General features: G+C 65.7%; 20 protein-coding genes and 4 pseudogenes. 4 read left to right on the top strand and 20 right to left on the bottom strand.

All coding sequences use genetic code 11. The features are described from left to right. The first annotated feature begins 212 nt into the window (after positions 1-212). On the top strand, positions 213-581 hold the full coding sequence (locus BAY1663_RS07160) for a DUF3742 family protein (protein WP_009397194.1): 369 nt from the start codon (positions 213-215) through the stop codon (positions 579-581). A gap of 29 nt (positions 582-610) precedes the next feature. Here the strand turns inward: BAY1663_RS07160 and BAY1663_RS07155 are convergent. The 20 genes and pseudogenes from BAY1663_RS07155 to BAY1663_RS07065 all read right to left on the bottom strand — a co-directional run bounded on the left by BAY1663_RS07155 (position 611) and on the right by BAY1663_RS07065 (position 18,938). Beyond that, a pseudogene (locus BAY1663_RS07155) lies at positions 611-2,130 on the bottom strand (conjugal transfer protein TraG N-terminal domain-containing protein). Between the two features lie 15 nt (positions 2,131-2,145). After that, a pseudogene (locus BAY1663_RS07150) lies at positions 2,146-2,498 on the bottom strand (hypothetical protein). After that, the gene (locus BAY1663_RS07145) at positions 2,495-3,901 is read right to left on the bottom strand and encodes an integrating conjugative element protein (RefSeq protein WP_037038994.1); all 1,407 of its coding nucleotides are present in this window, start codon (positions 3,899-3,901) and stop codon (positions 2,495-2,497) included. The pseudogene BAY1663_RS07150 and the gene BAY1663_RS07145 overlap by 4 nt, the downstream one beginning before the upstream one ends. Before the next feature lie 10 nt (positions 3,902-3,911). Continuing rightward, positions 3,912-4,855 (bottom strand): annotated as a pseudogene (locus tag BAY1663_RS07140) (TIGR03756 family integrating conjugative element protein). Then, complete coding sequence (locus tag BAY1663_RS07135; protein WP_037038992.1) at positions 4,852-5,295, bottom strand: TIGR03757 family integrating conjugative element protein; 444 nt, start codon at positions 5,293-5,295, stop codon at positions 4,852-4,854. The pseudogene BAY1663_RS07140 and the gene BAY1663_RS07135 overlap by 4 nt, the downstream one beginning before the upstream one ends. 143 nt (positions 5,296-5,438) lie before the next feature. Continuing rightward, positions 5,439-5,957, bottom strand: coding sequence for a hypothetical protein (locus BAY1663_RS07130; RefSeq protein WP_013721898.1), 519 nt, complete (start codon positions 5,955-5,957; stop codon positions 5,439-5,441). A gap of 148 nt (positions 5,958-6,105) precedes the next feature. Further along, positions 6,106-7,068 (bottom strand): hypothetical protein, encoded by a 963-nt coding sequence (locus tag BAY1663_RS25070; protein WP_249121790.1) that lies wholly within the window; start codon positions 7,066-7,068, stop codon positions 6,106-6,108. Continuing rightward, a complete protein-coding gene (locus BAY1663_RS07125) occupies positions 7,043-9,067 on the bottom strand; it encodes a class I SAM-dependent DNA methyltransferase (protein ID WP_256206586.1) in 2,025 nt (674 codons plus the stop codon). Before BAY1663_RS07125 ends, BAY1663_RS25070 begins: the two co-directional genes overlap by 26 nt. Next, positions 9,064-9,540, bottom strand: coding sequence for a MerR family transcriptional regulator (locus BAY1663_RS07120; protein WP_003292122.1), 477 nt, complete (start codon positions 9,538-9,540; stop codon positions 9,064-9,066). The genes BAY1663_RS07125 and BAY1663_RS07120 overlap by 4 nt, the downstream gene beginning before the upstream one ends. 217 nt (positions 9,541-9,757) lie before the next feature. After that, positions 9,758-10,252, bottom strand: coding sequence for a DNA repair protein RadC (gene radC, locus BAY1663_RS07115; protein ID WP_037038990.1), 495 nt, complete (start codon positions 10,250-10,252; stop codon positions 9,758-9,760). A gap of 195 nt (positions 10,253-10,447) precedes the next feature. Next, positions 10,448-11,191: a thioredoxin domain-containing protein gene (locus tag BAY1663_RS07110; RefSeq protein ID WP_037038987.1), complete on the bottom strand. Its 744-nt coding sequence runs from the start codon at positions 11,189-11,191 to the stop codon at positions 10,448-10,450. 13 nt (positions 11,192-11,204) lie between these two features. After that, positions 11,205-14,091 (bottom strand): annotated as a pseudogene (locus BAY1663_RS07105) (conjugative transfer ATPase). Beyond that, positions 14,091-14,525 (bottom strand): TIGR03751 family conjugal transfer lipoprotein, encoded by a 435-nt coding sequence (locus BAY1663_RS07100; RefSeq protein ID WP_037038984.1) that lies wholly within the window; start codon positions 14,523-14,525, stop codon positions 14,091-14,093. The pseudogene BAY1663_RS07105 and the gene BAY1663_RS07100 overlap by 1 nt, the downstream one beginning before the upstream one ends. Then, entirely contained in the window at positions 14,506-15,939 is a 1,434-nt protein-coding gene (locus BAY1663_RS07095; protein ID WP_037038980.1) for a TIGR03752 family integrating conjugative element protein, read from the bottom strand. Before BAY1663_RS07095 ends, BAY1663_RS07100 begins: the two co-directional genes overlap by 20 nt. Then, entirely contained in the window at positions 15,929-16,843 is a 915-nt protein-coding gene (locus tag BAY1663_RS07090; RefSeq protein ID WP_037038978.1) for a TIGR03749 family integrating conjugative element protein, read from the bottom strand. Before BAY1663_RS07090 ends, BAY1663_RS07095 begins: the two co-directional genes overlap by 11 nt. Continuing rightward, on the bottom strand, positions 16,840-17,532 hold the full coding sequence (locus tag BAY1663_RS07085) for a PFL_4703 family integrating conjugative element protein (RefSeq protein ID WP_023085008.1): 693 nt from the start codon (positions 17,530-17,532) through the stop codon (positions 16,840-16,842). Before BAY1663_RS07085 ends, BAY1663_RS07090 begins: the two co-directional genes overlap by 4 nt. Then, positions 17,529-17,939 (bottom strand): TIGR03750 family conjugal transfer protein, encoded by a 411-nt coding sequence (locus BAY1663_RS07080; protein WP_037038974.1) that lies wholly within the window; start codon positions 17,937-17,939, stop codon positions 17,529-17,531. Before BAY1663_RS07080 ends, BAY1663_RS07085 begins: the two co-directional genes overlap by 4 nt. 12 nt (positions 17,940-17,951) lie before the next feature. Continuing rightward, entirely contained in the window at positions 17,952-18,320 is a 369-nt protein-coding gene (locus BAY1663_RS07075; protein WP_004254916.1) for a TIGR03745 family integrating conjugative element membrane protein, read from the bottom strand. Between the two features lie 22 nt (positions 18,321-18,342). Continuing rightward, positions 18,343-18,582: a TIGR03758 family integrating conjugative element protein gene (locus BAY1663_RS07070; RefSeq protein ID WP_037038972.1), complete on the bottom strand. Its 240-nt coding sequence runs from the start codon at positions 18,580-18,582 to the stop codon at positions 18,343-18,345. After that, a complete protein-coding gene (locus BAY1663_RS07065; protein WP_037038969.1) occupies positions 18,579-18,938 on the bottom strand; it encodes an RAQPRD family integrative conjugative element protein in 360 nt (119 codons plus the stop codon). Before BAY1663_RS07065 ends, BAY1663_RS07070 begins: the two co-directional genes overlap by 4 nt. A 307-nt stretch (positions 18,939-19,245) precedes the next feature. Here BAY1663_RS07065 and BAY1663_RS07060 point away from each other — a divergent pair, with 307 nt between their 5' ends. From BAY1663_RS07060 to BAY1663_RS07050, 3 genes are all read left to right on the top strand, one after another. Then, entirely contained in the window at positions 19,246-19,443 is a 198-nt protein-coding gene (locus BAY1663_RS07060) for a helix-turn-helix domain-containing protein (RefSeq protein WP_177325798.1), read from the top strand. A 66-nt stretch (positions 19,444-19,509) separates the two neighbouring features. Further along, a complete protein-coding gene (locus tag BAY1663_RS07055) occupies positions 19,510-20,553 on the top strand; it encodes a DNA cytosine methyltransferase (RefSeq protein WP_023657714.1) in 1,044 nt (347 codons plus the stop codon). Between the two features lie 20 nt (positions 20,554-20,573). Continuing rightward, positions 20,574-21,032: a very short patch repair endonuclease gene (locus BAY1663_RS07050; protein WP_011805416.1), complete on the top strand. Its 459-nt coding sequence runs from the start codon at positions 20,574-20,576 to the stop codon at positions 21,030-21,032. Positions 21,033-21,037: the final 5 nt, after the last annotated feature.

The following is a 21,037-nucleotide window of genomic DNA, read 5'->3' as shown; positions in this document are numbered from 1 at the left end:
AATCCAATCAGCCCCTAGAGGTATCGCAAGAACCTCGCAGGGAAAGTAGCATAAGGTTTGATTTCTATTGCAAAATCTAATCATCTTGGCGACACCCGAGCCAGCCTGGCTCTGCCAGCCGCAACCCACCCGCCCTCCTGATCGCGGTCTATGCTGGAGGGCAAGCCACAACCGGCCGCTCCTGAGGTGAGGCACCACTGAAACCGAGGCACATGAGCATGACCACCAACACGCACAACGGGCGCTGGAGCCACCGGCTGGGCCGGGGGGCTGGCCGTGCCTGGCGTGGATACCAGCGCCGCGAGCAGCGTGTCGCCGGCCGGCTGGTGACGCGCGGGGTGCCCGCAGGCGCGGCGACGGCGGTGCTCTGGATCGTCAAGCTGGCCGTGCTTGGCATGCTGCTCTACACCGTATCCTGGCTCGTCCTGCTGCTGGCCTTTGCGGTGGTCGCCACATGGTTCGCGCGAAATGCCGATGCGGATGACGAGAAGCAGCCGGAACTTAGAGACGGACACTCGGGCGTCGGCCTGTACGACAAAGATGACTGGCGGATCGACATGGGCGATCCCGACGAGCCGTAGCCGCCGCATCAGCGCGAGGAGAGTGCTCCTTACTTCGCTGCACCTTTCGATACGGCCGTCATCGCAAGACGAGAGCCGCTACCTCCAGCCGACTTTGCATAGGACGTGCCAGTGATGAGACCGCCCAGGAAGTTTCCAGCGCGAACTCCCGCCCATCCGAGTGCCATCACCCAGAACGTCGGTAACACGATGAACATCATCGCCATCACGAAATTCAACAGCATATCGCCGAAAGCGTTATTCAACCCCATCAGCGGGTTGAAGTTGCTGTGCGGCGAATGCCAGCCGTAGAGCGCGTCCAGGATCGTGCTGTCGATCCAGCGCGCGAGCTGGAACCAGAAGTCCACGAAGAACAGCGCGAACTGGACGCAGCTCACCGTCACCACCGTCTTCAGGTCGTAGGTGCCGATCAGCAGCACCAGCGGGATGCAGATGACGAGCGCCATCTTGAGCATCGTCAGCACCATCGGCAGCGCCTGGCGCACCACGTCCATCGCGGGGAAGAAGGCCAGCGAGCCGACGGTCAGCCCCAGGTGGCTCGCGTCGCGCGTGACGATGTTCGGCAGCGTCTTGTCGATCTGGCCGCCGTAGTCGGTGTAGACGGCGCCTGGTTCATCTTCTGCTGCCGCGGTGATACCACGGCGCGGATCACCGAGTCATCGACCTCGCTCGGCGACAGGAAGCCCGCCCAGCGCGCGATGCGCGACAGCAGATCCGGGTCGACCTGAGCCAGCAGCCGGCTGCGCAGTCCCTGGCCGCCATCGGCCCACCACTGCCGGCAGGACGGATAGCCGCCGCCGCTGTCCACCTGTGCCAGCCCCGCATCGCGGGTCGCGTCGTAGGGCCAGGCCGTGCGTGGGGTCTTGGCGCGATAGGTGTCATAGAAGCCGGGCGTGTCGAGGAAATAACTCGACCCGATCCAGGTGACGTCGTTCATCTGTTCCTCGGAGAGCGTCGGCCGGTTCATGAACAGCTTGGCGCGCGACGGCCCGTAGCAGTCGTGCGTGAAGTCGGCGACCTCCTGTGCCAGCACCGGATCCTCGATGCGCGTGGCATCCACATCCATGCGAATCTGACGCAGGTCCGTGCCGCAGGGAATCGCCGCCACCGCGGCGCCCGTCACGGCTTTCGACAGCGAGTGCATGAAGAACCACCACACCGGCACCAGCGCGCTCTGATCGTTGAGCGCGGTGTAGACGTTGGACCAGCCCGTCTCGTTGGGCAGCGGGACGTTGACCTGGCATTGCGCGGAGCGCGTGGTGTCGAACTTGATCGTGGCGAGATCCACCGGGATGAACGGGATGCCGGCGAACAGAATGACCACGATCGCCACCCACACCCGGTTCTCGATGCGCATCGACGACAGCACGCCCTTGTTGCCTTCGTCCGCACCTTCGCTGCGGGCCTTGAGCCATTCCTGGATCACGATGGCCACGAACGGCAGCGCGAACACCCCACTGGCCACGAGGATGCTCCAGATGCCGTTGTTGACCACCCAAGCCACCAGGGTCAGGTAATACTCCAGGTAGTCCGTGGTGTAGAGCGTCATGGCTGCCTCCCGGTCTCAGCCGTGCCGCAACAGTTGGCTGGCTTCCAGCGCGACCACGGCGATCACGGCCGCGATCTCCGTGCGCAGCAGGCGCTGATGCGTCTCGCGGGACGCTCCCGCCGCAGCAGGCGCCGGCGCAGCCACCACCAGCCATAGGCCGTCGCCCCATAGAGGCACAGCCGCCACACGAAGAAGTGCCCGGCGTGCGCCTGCAGCCAGTGCTGCCAGCCCTCGACGCCGCCGACCACGTGGATGCCGGCGATGTTCACCGCCACCGCGGCGGCGACCACCAGCAAGGTCCACAGCAGCGCCACGCCGACACGGCGGTTGAACAGCCATGGCAGCCGCAGCCAAGCCGGCCGGCTCATGGCGTACCGCTCCGCGGCTTCTGGACTTCCCGGAGACGGTCGCGCGTGGTGTCGCCCTCGAAGATGCCGCGCGAGCCGGCAGCGCGGGTGCTGTGGCGCTGGATGATCGCCATCGGCGAGTTGCCGGCCAGCGTGCGGCGCAGCTCCAGCTCAGTCTTGAGGTTGTTGATCTCCTGCACCAGCGCGCTGTTCTCCTGGTCGACCGCCTGCACGGCCAGTTCGTTGGCGGCGACGTTCGGCTCCTTCTTGCCGGTCAGCAACGTGCGTTGCAGCAGCAGGGCCTTCTCCAGCACGCTGGACAGCGCCGCCTCGGACGCGAGGCGCTTGCCCAGCAGGTCCTGGTCGGGTTCGTCGCGCAGGGCCTCGATCACGCCGCGGGTGATCGGCAGCGAGCTGCTGCCGGCCGCGTCGAGATTGGCCGGTGTCGTCGGCCGGGCGCCCGTCACCAGCTCCTGCAGCACCTGCAGCCTGGCCTCGTACTCTTCCTGGATCACTGGCGTGAGCCCGACGCCAGGCATGGTCTGGGTCTTCGTGCAGTTCTCGCAGGTGCGTTGCTCGCGTTCGCCCAGCACGCGGTTCGCAAAGTCCGCGGCCGCGCCGGGCGACGACCATGTCTGGCAGGTCAGGCGGTTGCCGCAGGTGTTGCTCGGGATCGACGAGGTATCGGTGGCGCTGCGCCCGTTGAGCAGGTTGTAGCCCGCGCGTGTCACGTCGCCGATCACCTTGATCGAACTCTGGCCTGAGCCACCCGCGTTGCCGCCGCCGACCCAGGGCACGCCGTTGTTCCCTTTGTTGGACTCGGCCTGCTCGATGGCGGAGACGGCGTCGGTGCTGCTGACCGCATCCCGCAGCGCCATCCCCTCGGCGAGCTGGTCCCAGCCGGCCTGGCCGCCGGCCATGTCCGCCATCCGATTGGCGATGGCCCGGCAGGTCATCTTCGAGCGGTCGAAATCCAGGCGCGCCTGGAGGATGCCGTTGGTCAGCAGGTTGTAGAGCCCCGGGTCGGCGCGCTGGATGATCAGGGCCGGCAGCGAGGCCACGGCGCTGGTGGCGTTCTGGATCACGTTGCTCATGATCGTCTGGAAGCCGTTGCTGATGCCGTTGAGCTGGTTCTGCAGCGTCGTGGTGATGCTCATGTCGCCGCAGATCAGGTTGCTGTTCCAGCCGATCCCCACGCCGATGCTCTGCATGTTGCCGGCACCCCCCATCGACACGGCCCGGCCGCCGCCGATGCTGTAGAGCACGTCGTCGCCGATCACGCTGCCGCCGACGTTCACGCCATTGGGGTCGATGCGGGTCTGCGCCCAGGCGACGCCGACGACCAGCGTGATGGCCGCCACGAGCAGTGTGGCCCGCAGGGGCGATTTCGCGCGGCGCAGGAAGTCAGGGAGGGATGCGTTCATCGTGGGTTCCTCACATGAAATCGACGCAGCCGAGGAAGACCTGGCCACGGCGCCGGCAGCAAGAGTACGGCCGCCACAAGGCCCAGGCGTAGTCGCCCTGCTGGGCCTGCACGCGGGTGCGGCTGTGCGGGAAGACCACGCAACTGTTCGAGAGCGTGGGCGTCAGCTCCTGCCACTTGCCCGTCGAGGCGTCGGTCTCCATCAACGCGCCGGCCGGCCAGTACCCGTCGCGGGCGTTGGCCAGCAGCGGCTGATAAACGTGGACTTGGTTGCGGCGGGTGACGATGTCGCCCGCGCGCTGCGCGACCACGGCGCCGCTCTCGTGGTCGTCGGTCTGGTGCAGGAAGCCGCCGCGCGGATACACGTTGCCCCAGAGGTTCAGGCCGGTGCGCGTACCGATTTCGCGCCGGCCGGGGATGAGCGCTTCGGGGTAGAACGCTTCCGGGATGTTGTAGCGCCAGGCGATCGTGTCGAGCGTACTCAGCAGATACGGCATGAAGGCCGTGCCAGCGCCCTCGCAGGTGTAGCCGGAGGCGCTGGCGAACTTGCTGAACACCTTCCCGGCCGGATGGCCGATGACATCGGCGTTCTTGAACTTGGCGAGGTTGTTCTCGTTGTCGTGATTGGTCGTGCCGTCACCGCCAGCTTGGCGGTCGGGTTGGGCATGCTCATCGCCCTGACTTCCAGCCACGGGTTTTCTCCAGTGTTCGAGTAACTCGATACCACCGCATCGGGGACGTAGTGGCGCACCTTGACGGAAGTGCGAACCGAGCAGCCGAAGGGCGTGCAGTACAGCCAGTAGCAGATTCCGACCACGCGGTATTCGAGGCAGTCGGGCGATAACGCTGACGAGACGATGGTGGCGGTGTCCAGGGCGAACGTCGACGTGGCCGTGCCCAACAGCAGCGAGGCGACGGTGGCGCGCAGGCGTCGGGATGCCCGCAGGAGGCTCATGGCTGCGTGCTCCGGTAGGCGTCGATGCGCGCAACGGCGCGGGGCACGTCGGGCTCGCCGTAGACCACGTAGCGTCGATCGACCACCACGGCGGGAATTCTGGCGATGCCCAGTCCCCAGGCATCAGCGACGCCCTGATAGGCGTGGCCGATGCGGCGCTGCAGGGCCTCGCCGCCATCATGCAACCGCTGCCGCACCAGGGCCGCGGCCTGTTGCGGGTCGGCCGGCAGGTGCGCGGCGAGTTCGACCTCGATGCGCGTGGCCTGGTCCATCTCGATGACCCGCACGCCGGCCGGGGCCTGCACCGGATGACGGCTGTCGGTGACGACGAGCACGTCGGCTGCTGCAGTCTGGGTAAACATGAACAGCACTGCCCACAGTCCGGGCGCAATGCTGATGGTCGGCAGCCGGGGCGAAGCCTTGAAGACGGGGGCCGGCATATCGGGCGTCCTTGGAGTCGATCAAAGTCACAGTCGACTTCAAGTGCCGATCTAGCGCGACAAAGAAACCGCATCCGGCCCCTGCCGGTTTCATACCCTATGCCGTTGTGAGCGTTGTGATTGCCTCCTGTCGGAGGCGGAGATCAGGTGCGGGACGCTGAGGTGCCCGCGAACCCAAGAAACGCATGCTGTAAGCGAATCGGCATCGACGGCTTGGAGCGTGCGTGTAGGCTCTGCCAAGTCCCGTCACTGATGTCGCTCGGGGCGAGGCGATCTACCGAGCGCGAAACTCTTCTCAAGTAAGCGTTGACGCCATCCGCGGATTCCGAAGGAACGCCGGCAAGAACGTACCCCACCATGAAGCCGATAGCATGGTTCTCGCCGTACTTCTCCTGGATGAATCGATCCATGCCCTCGACGACGTACTCTCGACACAAGTGAGTGTCCGACCCGGCGATTCGTTTGCATTCGATGATCGCGTGCGGATCATGCTCCTGCGTGCGCAAGAAAATTTCGACGAACGCCAGCGGGATGTCGGTACGTCCGTCTGGCAGCATCACGTTGCTTTTAGATCGCGATTCCGTGCCAGGCAGCACCATGATCTGCTTCCACGGGGAGTTCTTCAGCGCAATGCGCATCCCGTCCCGCAGGCGCTCGGTCATGATTACCTCTCCAGCGTTGGCATTCACGTCCTCGGCTGCGCATGCTCGCTGCCAACCTGCGGCCAGTGTCAGCAGAATGACCGCCACAACCTCGGGCTCAAGTTCAATGAACTCTCTGCCAGTGCAGGAGGTGTCTCATAGGGGATCCTCAAACTTTGCCCCCTGAAAAGCTCTCCGCGACCACTGCATCGGCATCTTCCAGTGCCGCTATGCCCATCCAGTAGCGCCGCGCTGCTGGCTTGATGATCACGACTTCGTTGCGTCCGTGTACTCGCAATTCCCGCTCTGCACTGAGCGCGGTCGCAATCTTGACTTTCAGGCGCCTGCCGATACGTGCCAGTACTTCACCCAATTCGCCTTGTGGTGCCACGACGCTCACGCTCGCATTACCCGGCCCCTCTTCCAAGACAAAGCGCACGACGCGCAAGGCCGAACTGCTTGGCAAGTCGAGCACTTCGGCGCGCATGTGCCGCTTATTGCGAACGGAAAGCCAATCCTCGATAACGGACAGGAACGTCTTGGCATACGCCGTGACCTCAGTACGACTGTCCGATGGCTCCACGGATGATTCGCGGCCGGTTTCCCATTGCCACCCGGCGCGAAGGAGGCCGTCTCGAATGACAGTTCGGTCGGCATCGTTCAGTTCGTACAGATCGAAGACAGCTTCGTCCAGTTCAGCCCATCCCCTCTCGTCGGTGCCGTTGGCGCGCAGATTCTTCTCAATCTGCAGCAGGCGCTGGCCAGCCTCAGATTTCACTGCGCTCGTGAAATTAGGCACCGGTAGGAAGCTGAGGTCGCGAGCCAGCAGCTTCCTCTTGTAGATTCCAAACTCTGCAGCGGTCAGATAGAAGAACCATGTCGCAAAAGCAGAACTCAACACGGTGGCAAGCAAATGTGCCGTCCGCGTGTGCCCTCTCGGAAGAGACACTGCGAAGTATGAGTTCGTGAAGACGAGATCCCGCTCGGAGACGGCCGCCAAGACGCGTGGACTCCCCAGAAGCATTTCCTTCACGATGAGAAGCGGGGCTTGATATATCTCCCGCGATCGTGGCCATTGTGCCTTCGATTGGCTGAAAGTCGGCAAATCATCGGGAATGTTGAAGTGCTGCATGTCTTTGACTTGCAGTACATCCAATCCTTTTAGCGGGCGAGCATCGCGCGTCTGATTCTCTGGGCCCGCGAATCAATCCAACCTGGAAGGTAGTGTCGAGTAATGAGAGTTGCTCGCCCAGATTTCTGTGGGCCGAAGTCAAGTCATCCAGCAATAGGAGGTCACGGCGCCGGCCAACGGCTGCTGCCTTGAGCTTCAACGGCTGTTCTTGGATCTCGTCGAGTGTCAAAGTGATGACGTCACTCGGCGCCACCTCGAACGAATGAGTCCTTGCACCGCTGGGCGTCCACGGGATCTGAACGACCGTGACCTGATCCGTTCGCTGCTTCGGTCGATGACGGGCAAAGAGAACCACTGCGGGCATAGCCGCTGTCGCGAAGAGCCAACTGCACAAATTGGACAGATTTACCAAGGTGATCGGAGCCACGGCTCGCATCACATGCTGAGCTGCTGCCATGCCGGTGCCGCTGCGGCTGAAGAACGGCATCGCGCTAAGAATGATGCCGAAACGGGTCTTCTCATGTGAGAACTCCGCCGCTCGCAACACGAAATCCAAGCCTTCACCGCGCGGTTGCGCAGGTACGCCCGCAACCCTGGTCTTGCGCCGCGCTTCGGTTCCTGTCTGCCCCCTAAAGCTCCAAGGGGGATTGCCCACGATAAGGTCGAACTGCTTCAGCCCTGTCGGCGTCGCCAGCACGGCCTTGCCATCTCCATCACGTTCGACAGTACGAGCGTCACCGACGAGCAATGTCCTGCCGATCAATGGCTGGAACTTCAGGGACTGCGGTGGTTGCGGGTCAGGGTCCAGCTCAAGCGCAGCCAGGTACAGGCTGAACGCAGCGACGCGAATCGCGGCTTCGCTAATGTCTACGCCATACACCTGCCCGTAGAGCGTCGAGCGGATCAGCTCCCTCGTGGGCGGCTGACCTTGCGAGCGAAGATGAACCAAGCGCCGCAGCGCTTCGACCAGGAAGACACCGGAGCCGCACGTCAAATCCAGCACCGACTCCCGTCCAGATAGACCATCCATGACCTCATCGAGGACCAGCGAGACGACGGACAGTCGCGTGTAGTGCACGCCGTTTCGCAACGCTTCTGTGCGCTTTCCTCCAGTCTGCGGCTCAGCATGTGCAAACTGCTCGTAGATCGAGCTGATGAGCTCGACCGGAATCACGTCGAACTGGTAGGGGAAGAAGCTGAGTTGCCCGCTTTCAGGATCGACAGCCTCCAGGAACTCCGCAACCCGCGTCAAATGGTGAGCGGCTGGTGTCGTTTTCACCGACGAGGGCGGAAACATATCGCCGTTGAAGGTCTGGGCCAGCCATGCGAACAGCTTGCTGGTCGCTGGCCGGTCGCGCAGGATCGCCGGCAACGCCGTGCGGCCGCATACCCGCTTCAACCGCGCCGCACTGACGATCTCGCGGTCAATCAGGTACTGGGTGAAGATCACGCGCCCAATCAAGGCCTGCGCCGCATCGCGCGCGAGATTGCCTGCGACCAAATCGCGTTCGAGACATCCAAGGTCAGACAGGAGCTTCTGATCGACGCTGGTCTTGCGATCGATGGCCGGCACCTGGGCCCAGAATTGGCCCGTCTCGATCGCCAGTCGGCCGGCCAACTCGTCCAGTTCATGAAGCGAAGCTTCGATGTTCTCGAAACGCCGAATCAAATGTCTCTGGGCATCGCCTTCTTTCGCGGGTGTGCCGAAACCGTTGTACAGGTCGATACGCTGCGGCGAGATCACCCACAGCAACGGCGCGAACCCCTCGTTCCAGACCTCTCGTCGCCACTGGCTGACCAGATCGTCTGCAGGCGCGCTTTGCTCAAACTTGAAGTAGACGGTCAACGACGACGCGCTGCGCCACAATGCGTCCGGAACAAAAACGCGGCCGTGGCGCGAGGACTGCGCCTCAGCCCCCAACCGAAGGCCGGGCGCGGGTCGCCCGTCCGGCAGGTAGCCGGTTGCGGCGAGCACCTGTTCCAGCGTGGCAGTGTTCACGCCCTACTCCGGATAGCTTCGGGTGGAAACGGCAACGCTGCCTGGCTCGGCGTCGGGACGATCGGCAGCATGTGCTGCTGAAGCCGCATGATCAACGGATCGAGCGGGATCACGAGAGTCGGTTGGGCCGGCGCCGGCCCAACCCCCTCGGGGCCGATATCGCACAGGTTCGCCAAAGTGGGCGTCACGAACGCCACAGACCCGTTCAGCGCCAACGCGCCACTGGTGCTCAGCAACCGAAAAAGCGCGTCCACGCCGACGCTGACGGTGGCGATGTGCACGCCCAATGAGCTGACCAGCTCATTGGTAACGGCCAAGCCAAGGAGATCGGCGAAGGTGAATCGGGCAGCCTTCCCGGTCTTGGACGCCAAGTAGGGCACGGTCTTGCGCCAATGCCGCACCGTTTCGGCGGACACGCCAGTTAGCGTGCGCATCTGATCCTGAGTGTACTGGATGGCGGTGACGGCAGACATTCGCGTTGCTGGCAACTAGAAAATACGCACATTCTGCCATGTAAAGGTGTGCCTCTCAACAAATAAAGGCCGGTTCAGCCGCGTATCCCGCAAGCTTGCAAGCTTCCGAAATCGTGACCATCAGAACGCATCGCCAAGGTGGCAACCGGAACCGTTCATGGCAGTTCTTGTGGAGAGGGGCAAGAGGAACAGGCGCCCCCGGAGGGACGCCTGCGGACTACAGTAAGCCGGCTTCGGCGAACGAGTACGGGCTGCCCTTGCCGACGATGAAGTGATCCAGCACCCGGACATCGACGGTGGCCAGGGCGCTCTTCAACCGCTCGGTGATCGCACGATCAGCGGCCGAGGGCTCGGTGTTCCCCGAGGGGTGCTGATGCGCCAGGATCAGCGCCGAAGCGTTGAGCGCCAGCGCACGCTGAACCACCACCCTCGGATACACCGAAGTCTGGTCGACCGTGCCCTTGAACAGCGGCTCGAAGGAGAGCACCTGGTGCTGGTTGTCGAGAAACACGACGGCGAAGATTTCGTTCGGCTCCGCGACCAGTTTCAGGCGCAGGTAGTCGCGCACGGCGGCGGGACTGCCCAGCGCTGGACCGGCCTTGAACACGCGGTTCTCCAGCAGGGTGATGGCCTGCCGGATGATCCAGTCTTCGTGCTGGGCGGCGATCAGGGTGAGCGACTCCGGGCAGGAGTCGGCGATGACGAGAGACATGGCGAACCTCCAATGGATGAGATCGGAGGGCGCCTGCCGCTGGAGGGCAAACCCTCCTGGGGACGATGGGGATGGAACAGGTGACGAGCGGGCATCCACCACCGCGGATGCGGTGGCTGTTCGCGTCAAGGGATGCGATGCGAACGGGTTTCGATCAACGCGGACGAGCCGCGCCGCAGCCTTGAAGATCGATGGCTACCTGGGCATGTCACCGGCAACGCCGGCGGGCATGTCTGGGGAATGGGCGGGTTCGGCTGCGGTCGTGCTGCCGGCGGCGAGCAGGTCGATGGCCGACAGCAAGGCATCGCCTTCGACGGGGCCGTGCAGCAGGAGGGTCTTGCCGGACTCGCGGTCGCGCAGTTGCAAGGCCGGCGTGGCCGCGATGCCCTGCTGTGCCGCTTCCACCGCCTGGGCACGGATGACGGCATCGGGGCGCTCGCTGTCGAGACAACCCTGCATGGCTGGCGTGAGGTCGGGATAGCGCAGGCCCTCCGGCAGGCCCTGGCCGTCGCCGCGGGTGTTCGCGTAGAGCCACGCCACGGCCTGCCAGAACGTGGCATGTCCGCCCGTCTCGCCCGCGCACTCGGCCAGGCGTGCCTCGGCAGTCGCGGCCGGCTCGTGCATGGACAGCGGCAGGTGGTGCCACTGCCAGTTCACCTCGGGATGGGCGTCGATCCAGCGCTTGAGCGCGGGGAAGTAGGCCCGGCAGTACGGACACTCCAGGTCGGCGTACCCGACCACCGTGAAGCGCGCATCGGCACGGCCATACAGCCAGGGCGGGCCGGCCGGTTTCGACGCTTCGGACCCGGCGGCGGCCAGGGACATGGGCTCGGTTGCCGGATGCGGCGCGCGCAGCAGCATCCACGAGGCCACCGCAATCGTCGCCACGATCAGCAGACCGATCCAGGGATGACGGCGGGCGAATGAAGGCAGGCGCATCGTGTCGCTCCCGTCAGGCCAGCGTGTCCAGCGCCAGGGGTTCGATGCCCCGCGCACGGTCGATCTTCTCGGCCACGCGGAAGGCGGCATCCAGCTCGCTGATGCCGTGCTGCTGCATCAACTGGAAGCGTTCGGCCTTCTCCTCGGGCTCGGTCATCGCCATCGCCAGGTAGAGGCTGGGCGGCACGGCGCGGAACAGCACTTCCATCGACTTGGACAGGATGACGCCCTCGCTGAACTTGCCGGCCTCCTTGCGTGCCGAGAGCATCAGCGCCTTCTGCGAAGCGTTGAGTTCGCGGAAGCGCGCGATCTTCTCGACTTCATCGGGCGGCATCGACAGGCAGATCCACCACTCGATCATGTTGAGCATGGGCTCGGCCGCTTTCGGCAAGTCGTCCAGGTTCTGTGTGGCGAGCCAGAACCAGGCGCCGAGCTTGCGCCACATCTTGGTGATCTTGACCACGTAGGGCGCGAGCAGCGGGTTCTTCGTGATGATGTGGCCTTCGTCCGTCACGTTGATGATCGGGCGGCCCAGGAACTGGTCGCGCTCGGCGATGTTGTTGACGGTGTTGATGAGCGAGATGTAGGCGATCGAGAGTTGGGCGTTGTAGCCTCGCGCGCGAAGGTGGCCAGGTCCACGATGGTGATGTCCGCCTCGGGCCACGGCGTGCCGGACCGGTCGAACATCTCGCCGTCCACGCCCTGGCAGAACATGTCCATGGCGTCGGCCATCTCCAGCAGCCGTGCGCGCCGCATCTCCGGCAGCGTGGCGTCGCGGGCGCGCTCGCGCAGCGCGTCGCGCACATCGCGCGTGAGCACCGTGCGTCTATCCGCCACGCAATGCTGGGCCGCATCGAGAATGCACTGGCGGATCAGGCTGCGGTCGGCGCGCGTCATGCGCGCTTCTTCCTTGTCCTCGCCGCCGGTGATCATCAGTCGTGCAGTGATCTCCAGCTCGCCGAGCACGTCGCGCTGCTCATCGCCTTCCACGGCCATGCCGGCATCGGTCTGGTCTTCGTCGAGCGCATCGGCGTCCAGCGTCTGTACCTGGCTCGGCGTATCGACCAGGCGCCAGGCGTCGGCGAACGGCGCCAGACTGACGCCCGCGCCGGGCGCGAGCTTCACGCGATGCACGGTGAGGCCCAAACGTGCCGCGAAGTCGCCGAACAGGCCGAAGCTGTTGCCCGCCTCGACGATGAACAGGCGCGGCCGATAGATCGCCGTCACCTGATTCAGGATATTGTTGAGCGTCGCGCTCTTGCCCGACCCCGTAGGGCCGAACAGGAACAGATGCGCGTTCATCTGCCGGTCGAGGCGGTTCAACGGATCGAAGGTGATCGGGCCGCCGCCGCGGTTGAAGAACGTGATGCCCGGATGCCCCGTGCCCTGACTGCGGCCCCAGACCGGCGCCAGGTTCGCCGCATGTTGCGCGAACATGAGCTGGGTGTACCACTGGCGCTTGTCGGCCGCCGGATCGAACACGCACGGCAGCCAGCGCAGATAGCTGTTCAGCGGCGCCACCTCGTCCTCTTCGCGTACCGGCTGCAGGCCGGCGTTGAGCATCACGTTGACGAGCTGCAGGCCGCGCGCATCGAGCTGGGCCAGGTCGCGGCCGCGCAGGTAGAACGCCAGCGCGCCGCGGTAGAGCTTGTGCGCGCTGCCGATCAGGCCGCGCGCCTGCTGCACGTCCTGCCGGGTCTGCTCCGAGGCCAGGGTCTCGCCGACGGCCTTCCTGGCGAGGTGGTTGAGGTGCGCCTCCAGCACGTCCTGGGGCGTGGCGACCAGCGTCAGGCACATCACCGTGTCTTCGGGCATCTGATCGAACAGCGCGTTCATGCATCGCCGCCTTTGCGCGTCTCGCCCGTCAGATGACCCGTCACGGGTGGCGTGCGCAGGCGATCCATCGCGATCACCCGATGCGGCATGCCGTCGAAGAACCACAGGCCGTTGGGCACGTCCGAACGGGGCTGGCCGAAGAACAGGCGCTGCGCGAAGTCGGTGCCGCTGGCGAGTTCGATCTCGCCCTCCTCCCGCTCTTCCGGGTAGCGGGTCAGCGCGTAGAAGCGTTCCCGATCTTCGGCAGTGGCGCCGAGCAGGGTCGGATTCGGGTTGAACCAGCGCAGCAGCCAGGCGTGGATGTCCGCCGCGCCGAGACGCCGAGCCTTCACGCCGGCATTCGCCAGCCCGCCGACGAGGCGGTCGCAGATCGTGGTCAGTGCCTGCTCGGGCGACTGGCCGCGCCGCGGGGTCGGCGCCGCGGACGTGCGGCGGTAGACCACCATGCGCACGCGCCGGACCTGGCCGCGCCACGGCAGGCGCGTCACCGTGGTGTCCTCGAACAGGCCGCCCGGCTTGGCGATGGCCCGCAGGTGATGGGCGAAGAAGCGCAGGTAGAAGTCGCTGAACGCGCTGTCCTGCGCACGCGGCTGCAGATAGTTCGCCAGGGAGCGCAGATAGTTGTCCCAGTCGGCCTCGTCCTGGGCGTAGAGCTGCACCACCCAGGGGTTGTCGTCCAACTCGTCGAAGGAGTCCTGCAGGGCGTTCTCCAGCGCATCGCGCGCCTGCCATAGCCAGGCCATCTCGCGGCCCTCGGTGCCGACCGGCGCCAGCTCGAAGAAGGCCGCCACCGACTGGCCGTCTTCCAGCAACATGCACTTGCTGCCGGGCAGGTACTCGACCCAGGGCAGCAAGTCCGCGAACGACGGCGCGACGCCATAGAGCGCATCGTGGTCGGCCTGGGTGGCCGGCCTGCGCCGGCCCCGGCCGAGCGCGCTGCCCGGCTCGGCGACACCCTGTGCCGCCAAGGCCGTTACGTGCCGTGCCCAGGCATCATCGGTCGCATCCACGGAGTCAGCAGGCGATGCATCGGGCTTGCGTGAGCACGGCAGAGACCAGGCCATCAGTAGTCCTCCACGCGCTCGCCCGGCATCGCGTACTGCACGCGCTGGTAGAGCGGGAACACCGTGCTGTAGCCGGGCACCGGCACCGGGTCGGTGCCCGCCAGGTGCGGGAACACGTACATCACCAGGTCGGGGTTCGGCAGGCGGTGGAACTGGCGGTAAATCTCGTTCTGCGCGGTACGGGTGTAGCGCGCCTGCACGCCGGGCGCCGCCTGCACAGCGGCCTCGGTCAGCGGCCGGCGCAGGCCCTGGCGCGCATCGAGCAGTTGCCGCGCGGCCTGGCCGCCGCCCGCGCTGCCGCCGGTCTCCTGATGCCAGATGTCGAGCATGGTGCTGTCGCCGTGCGGCAGCAGCTTCTCCTTGCTGGTGGCGCAGCCGCCGAGCAGGGTGGCCGCCAGCAGCAAGGCGGCCGCGTCAATCCAGATCCGAGGCATGGGCTTCTCCGGTGCGGTGGTGGACCCGACGCCCCTTGGCGTCGTAGTCGATGTCGAGCGGCTGCTCCAGATGCACGGCCACCCTGGCGCCGGGCTGCACGTAGACCGCCGCGAAGGCCTGGCCGTAGAGCTTGTTGACCCAATCGGCCATGTCGCGCACGCCGCCCGCGAGGATGCGGCCCATCGCTTCGTTGCCGCTGATGCCGACGGTGCCCAGCGAACCGTTGCTGTTGGCGACCACGGCCACGCTGCCGTTGTCGGACTTGATGAGCGAGGCCGCGCCGGCGCCGGCCGCGGTGATGAGCGCCTGGCTGCCCAGGTACTGCTGGGCGTTGCTGCGCCGCTCGCCGCTGACGCAGGGAATGCCGTAAGGGTCGCTGATCCAGCCCAGGCCGCCTTGGATGCTGGCGCCGTTGTGACCCGAGTTGCCGCCGCTGCTGCCGCCCTTGCTGCTGTCCTCCGGCACCGTGCGGATGGTGCCGTCCTGGAACACGAACGTGACCGAGCGGATTTGCCCGCGCACGCACGAGAGCGTCCAGTCGCCCGAGGCCGTGCCGCTGACCACGGCGCCGGCCACGTCGGGGATGTCGATGCCGTTGGCCGTGAGGTTATCCGGGCCGATCAGCACCTTGAACGGGTACGGGTCGTTGACCGTTCCATCGATCGGCACGCGCCCGATCAGCGCCGTCATGGCAACCGACCCCATGAGCGTCGAGTTCGACGGCACGGTGTAGACAGCCTTCGTGGATGCGCCCACCGCGCGGCTGCCGACGTCGGCGACGGATTCCACTGCGGCCGACAGGCTTTTCTGGGCCGGCCCGAAGCTCAGGGGAAAGCTTGGCTCCTTGCTGCCGTTCTTGGCGTCGACCTTGGCATCGTCGGGCTCGACCCACTGCGTGCCACCGACGCCACGGTCGAAGCGCTTGCCGTCACCCTCTTCCAGCCCCAGTCCGACGGGCAGGTCGGACGGGCCACCCTTGCCGGCAAGGCCGTCCAGTTGCCGCTGCAGATCCTGCAGCAGCCCCTGGGTCTGCTGCCTGTCGCTGGCCACCTGATTGCGCTCCTGCTCCAGGCGGTTGCGCTCGCCTTCCAGCGCGCTCTGGATGCGTTGGTCGATCGCGCTTTCCCGCGCACGCAGACGCTCGTTCTCGGCCTTGTGCTGCTTGTTGTCGCCGAGTGCGCTCTGCAGCTCGGTGCGCAACTGCTTCACCTGGGCCACCAGCGTGGCGACGGTATCGCGCGGCGTGTCGCCTGCGATGCCCAGGGCTTTCATCTCCTCGGGCGTGAGCGTACTGGCCGCGCCCTTGGGGGCGGCCTGGCCGCCGGGGGCGCCGGAGAACAGCTTGATGCCGACGAACACCAGCAGCAGCGCCATCGGGATCAGCAGCCACTTGAGCAGCGGATTACTCTTCATCGCGCGCTCCTCCGGTCGAGCCGGCCGCGGCGGCCGGCGGCAGGTTCACGCTGGCGTCGATCGGACTCAGCGCCGGCAGCAGCGACTCGGCCAGGCCGTGGCCGCGCGTGACCAGGTAGAGCACCGTGGTGTCGGACGGGTTGCCGGCCGGCCCCAGGTTCGGATGCTGGAAGGTCGCCGCCACGAAGTTCCCCTGCAGGGCGCGCGGGTCGAGGTCGAGCCAGCGCGCCGAGGTGTTGGTGAGGCGCACGGCCGTCACCCACTGGTCTTCCAGGCGCCACGCGGCCAGTGCCCGCGCGTGCACCGGCAGCGTCGGCAGCAAGGTTTCCAGCGCGAGGCCGCGGCGCAGGTTCACGCGCCCGATGCCGGCGACCGGCTCGACGGTGCGCAGCGGCGCGTACAGGTTCTGTGCGGCATGGCGCGTCAGCACGACCGGTACCGGCGTTTCGCGCCGGGGAACGGATTTGCCCGCGGGCGCATCGGCCTGCTCGTCCGCGCCGCTTGCTGCACCGCCGCCGTAGCGCTTCGCGGGGGCTGCCGCTTCCACGATGCGCACCGGCTCCAGTTGCGCCTGGCCGTCCTTCGCCGGCTCGGCGGCGATGTCGAGCAGGATCAGCGCGCCGGATTCCACGTCCTGCAGTTGCAGCCGCGTGGGCGGAATCGGCTCGCTCGCCCGCAGGTAGATCGCGCCGCCCGCACTCTGCACGCGCAGATGGTCGCCGACGCTGGCCGGCACGCCGACGCGCACATTGCGGTCGATGAAGACCACGCGCTCCTGGCCGACCACCAGCGGCACCGGCAAGGGCAGGCGCTCCCAGCGCAGGATTTCCACGGCCTGGCTGGCCGGCACGAAACCGAGGATCAGCAGGACGCCGGCCAGGGCCGACAAGGCAATGGGCTTCATGGGGAGTCTCCCTGCAGATGGCCGGATGCGTTGGCGGGCGCGCCGGCCTGGGTCGGCGTCGGCGGCGGTTCGATGCGCTGGGGTGCGCCGGCGTAGCAGTCCAGCGCCAGGCCGAAGGGGTTGCGCTCGGGGTCGATGTCCAGCCGGACGACCTTGATGGGGTAGCGCACCAGGGCGCGCTTGACCTGCTCGGAGCCGTAGTATTCGTCCGCGCTCACGTCGAGCGTGACGATCCAATCGCGGTCGGAGACCACCTTGACGCGCGTGGCCGGATCATCGCCGTAGCCGCGGCCGGGAATCTCGTAGATGCCGCGCACGCGCTGACGCAGCTCGCCACTGGCGCGCCGGTACTCGTAGTCCTGCTGCAGGAAGGCCCGGCAGCTCGGCGTGAGGTAGGCTGATAGCGCGCGCAGGTTGCGCGGATAGTCTTCTTCGCCGTTCGTGGGCCAGCGCTGTACCTGCTGCCAGATGTAGAACGAGAAGGCGTACACGCTCTCGGGGGGCACGTCCCACCACTTGCGCGTGCTGCCCGAGCGCAGGTCCGGCGGCACATGGATGGTGAGACTCTTCGGCGCACTCCACCAGCCGAAGCCGAGCAGCAGCGCCACCACGAACAGTGCGCCGGCCCCCAGGCGCAGCGTCTTCACGTGCGCCTGCAGGTGCGCAACCTCGTTCTTGAAACGGCTCATGGCGCACCTCGATCACTGTTGCGCCGGGTAGTCCAGCAGCCCGAGCGGGTGATGAGGCGCTGCCCGCCCAGGAGCGCTGCCAGCGCCGGGTGCCGCAATGCCAGCCGCCACTGGAGCTGCCGATACAGCCAGGTGTCGGGCCGGCCGCGCTTCTGCGCGCGCAGGAAGCCGCCGCCGACGAAGACGCCCAGCGCGATGCCGGCGACGATCAGCGTGGGCACCATGGCGATGCTGTGCGTGAGCCAGGCCAGCGGCAGGCCGAGCGCGAACCCGGCCGCCGCCGACAGGCCGGCGCAGATCCACAACTCGTCGGCGGTCAGCCCGCGCACGACCACCGGCTGGCGGTTCAGCCGGTGCGGCAGGAAGGTCACCAGCGTGTCGCGCGAGGTCTCCGAAGGATCGGCCATCGCTTGCCGCCCTCAGAGCACGCCGGTGGCCTTGGTGAGCAGCCAGATGCCGACCACCAGCAGGATCGCGCCCACGGCGACCGTCAGGCCGAACTGGCCCCAGGTGGCGCGGCCGGTGTGGATCTCCGAGTAGCGCGTGTAGGCGTGATAGCAGACACCGACGAACATCGAGGCGACCACGAGCAGCGCGATCAGCAGCACGATGTCGTAGCCGTAGTTCTGCAAGGTCTGCAGGATGCCGCTGCCCTGGCCGCGTGATGGGTCTTCCATGGTCGGCAGGCCCTGCGCGAAAGCCGACAGCGGCAGGCCCGCGAGCGCCAGCGGCAGCAGCGGTGCGGCGATGCGGGACGGAATGCGATGGGATGTCGGTGGCATGTTCATGGCGTATGGCCTTTCGTGACGGTCAGGAGAGGAGGAAGAAGGTCAGCACCAGGTACATCGCCACGAAGCGCACGACGACGGCGAGGAACTGACGTTCAGTGATGCGGTGCTCGGCCCAGCCGACGTAGGCGGTGCGCATGGCCCACACGCCCCACAGCAGCAACACGGCGAACACGAAAGCGAGCACCACGGCAGCGACGGCCGAAGGCGCAAAGCCACCGTTGGCCTGGAAGGCGGCGACCTGATCGGTGGAGGGCGTCATGGCGACGGCTCCTCGTCGTCGGCGCGGTCGCGGCGGACGTAATCGCCGACCAGCGGGACGGGGTCGCGCGGCTGGGCGCGCTGGGGCACGAGGTAGTCCTGCAGGCCGGCGCGAACGCGCTTCAGGTCTGCGCGCAGCCGGGCGTAGTCGAAGTGATAGCGGGCGCGTTCCTGCGGCGCGGTATTGGCGGCGTGCTCGGCGAGGCGGTCGATCAGGTCGAGTTGGCGGGTGAGCGCGGCGAGCTGCTCACGCTCCGGGGTGTCGTCGGCGATGGCGGGTTGCATGGCCGAGAGCAACACGGCCAGCAGCACGGCCAGCGAAGGCCATGCGGATGCGCGGCGGTTGGTCTGTCCCATCGTGCCATTCCTTCCAGCTAAGGCAATGGCGTGATGGTGTGGAAGAGCGGATGTCCATGCTGCAAAGAATCGGAACCGGTGCCGTACCGGATTCCCGGTCTCACCTCCATATGTCAGGCCCGAAGCTTCACGTCATGACTGGCTGCGTCTACATGCTGAGCCCGGGTGAGATATGAGGCCGTCAAGTCCGATGAAATCCGCTCAAACCAGGTCCAATCGGGCTAATTCGGCTGTTCAAGTGGGCCGGTTGATGTAATATCTCAACATTGCCCGTACTCCGCCCCACCCTGTGATGGAAGCTCATGTCATGTCAGATCGCTGGTTGTCGGTCGAGGAGATCGCAGAGTATCTCGGCGTCAGCAAGGACACCGTCTATGCATGGATCAGCAAGCGGAACATGCCGGCTCACCGTATCGGCCGGCTGTGGAAATTCAAGACCGAAGAAGTGGATGAATGGGCCCGTTCTGGAGGGGCGGCGGATGCCGAGAGCAAGGGCAAGGAATGAGGTACTGGTTTGCCATGGGTTTCGCCTACTTCGTTCAAGTATCGAAGTGGAAGCAGGAGATTTGATGTGACAACGATTTCTTGTGTGGATTTGTTCTGCGGAGCGGGCGGGCTGACGCACGGCTTCGTGCTGGAGGGGCTGCCCGTGGTTGCCGGTATCGATCTGGACCCGGCCTGCCGCTTTCCCTATGAAGCCAACAACCAGGCCCGATTCGTCGAACGTGACATCAGCAAGGTCACCGCGTCTGAACTGAAAGCGCTGTTCGGCGACGCCGACTTGACGATTCTCGCGGGCTGCGCACCGTGCCAACCTTTCTCGACCTACGCACAGCGCTACGAACTCGACGGAAAGGATGGCAAGTGGGGCTTGCTGTATGAGTTCGCGCGTCTCGCCAAAGGCGCCAAGCCCGATGTCATCACGATGGAAAACGTCCCTACCGTCGCGAAGCACGAAGTGTTTCATGACTTTGTCGATACGCTGAAACGGCTCGGCTACAACGTTTGGTTTGATGTCGTGGACAGCTCCCGCTATGGCGTGCCGCAGATGCGGCGACGCATGGTGCTGCTGGCATCAAAACATGGTGACATCACGATGATCGAACCGACCCACGAAAAACCGAAGACGGTTCGTCAAGCCATTGGCCGCTTGCGCCCATTGAGTGCTGGTGAAGCGGCTCCGAGGGACAAATTGCACGTCACTTCGACGCTATCGGAAAAGAATCTCAAACGGATCAAGGTATCGAAACCCGGTGGCACCTGGCGCGATTGGCCGGATGATCTGGTCGCCGACTGTCACCGCGCCGAGAGCGGACGCACCTACCCGGGCGTCTACGGCCGCATGGAGTGGGACAAACCCGCCCCGACCATGACCACGCAATGCTACGGCTTTGGCAATGGCCGTTTCGGGCACCCAGAACAGGACCGAGCCATCTCGTTGAGGGAGGCAGCGATCCTCCAGAGCTTTCCACGCGACTACGCGTTCGTGCCGGATGACGGCGAAGTGAGCTTCAAGGTTCTCGGGCGGCTCATCGGCAACGCGGTTCCCGTCGATCTCGGTCGTGCCATCGCGCGCAGCATCAACACGCATATCGCATCGGTCACGGCCCGATGACGAGCTGACGAGGGCTTCCGATGTCGCGCATTCAGCCCTCGTCCCCCGAGACCAGTCGCCGCATGGCGAAGGTTCGGCAGAAGGGAACCGATGCCGAGATCGCATTGCGAAGAGAGCTTTACCGAAGGGGCCTGCGTTACCGGATCGACTACGAGGTCCTGAAGAAACCTCGCCGCGTCGCAGACGTGGCATTTCCGGGTTTGAGGATCGCCGTCTTCGTCGACGGGTGCTTCTGGCACGGGTGCCCCGAGCATGCCACCTGGCCGAAGCAGAACGCCGAGTTCTGGCGGCAGAAGATCGAGACGAATCGCCTCAGGGACGCCGACACGAATTCGAGGCTTCTCGAAGTCGGTTGGACGGTACTGCGATTCTGGGAACACGAGTCCCCGATCGAAGCCACGGAAACCGTCGCACAGGCGGTCGCCATGGCGAGAGCGAAGCACTGCACATCGCCTGCTGGCGCGCACAAGAAGAACTGAACAGG

This window comes from Pseudomonas sp. BAY1663 (genome assembly GCF_000582595.1).
In the GTDB taxonomy this organism is placed as follows: Bacteria; Pseudomonadota; Gammaproteobacteria; order Pseudomonadales; family Pseudomonadaceae; genus Stutzerimonas; species Stutzerimonas stutzeri_AF.
This window is presented reverse-complemented; position numbering and strand designations above follow the sequence as displayed.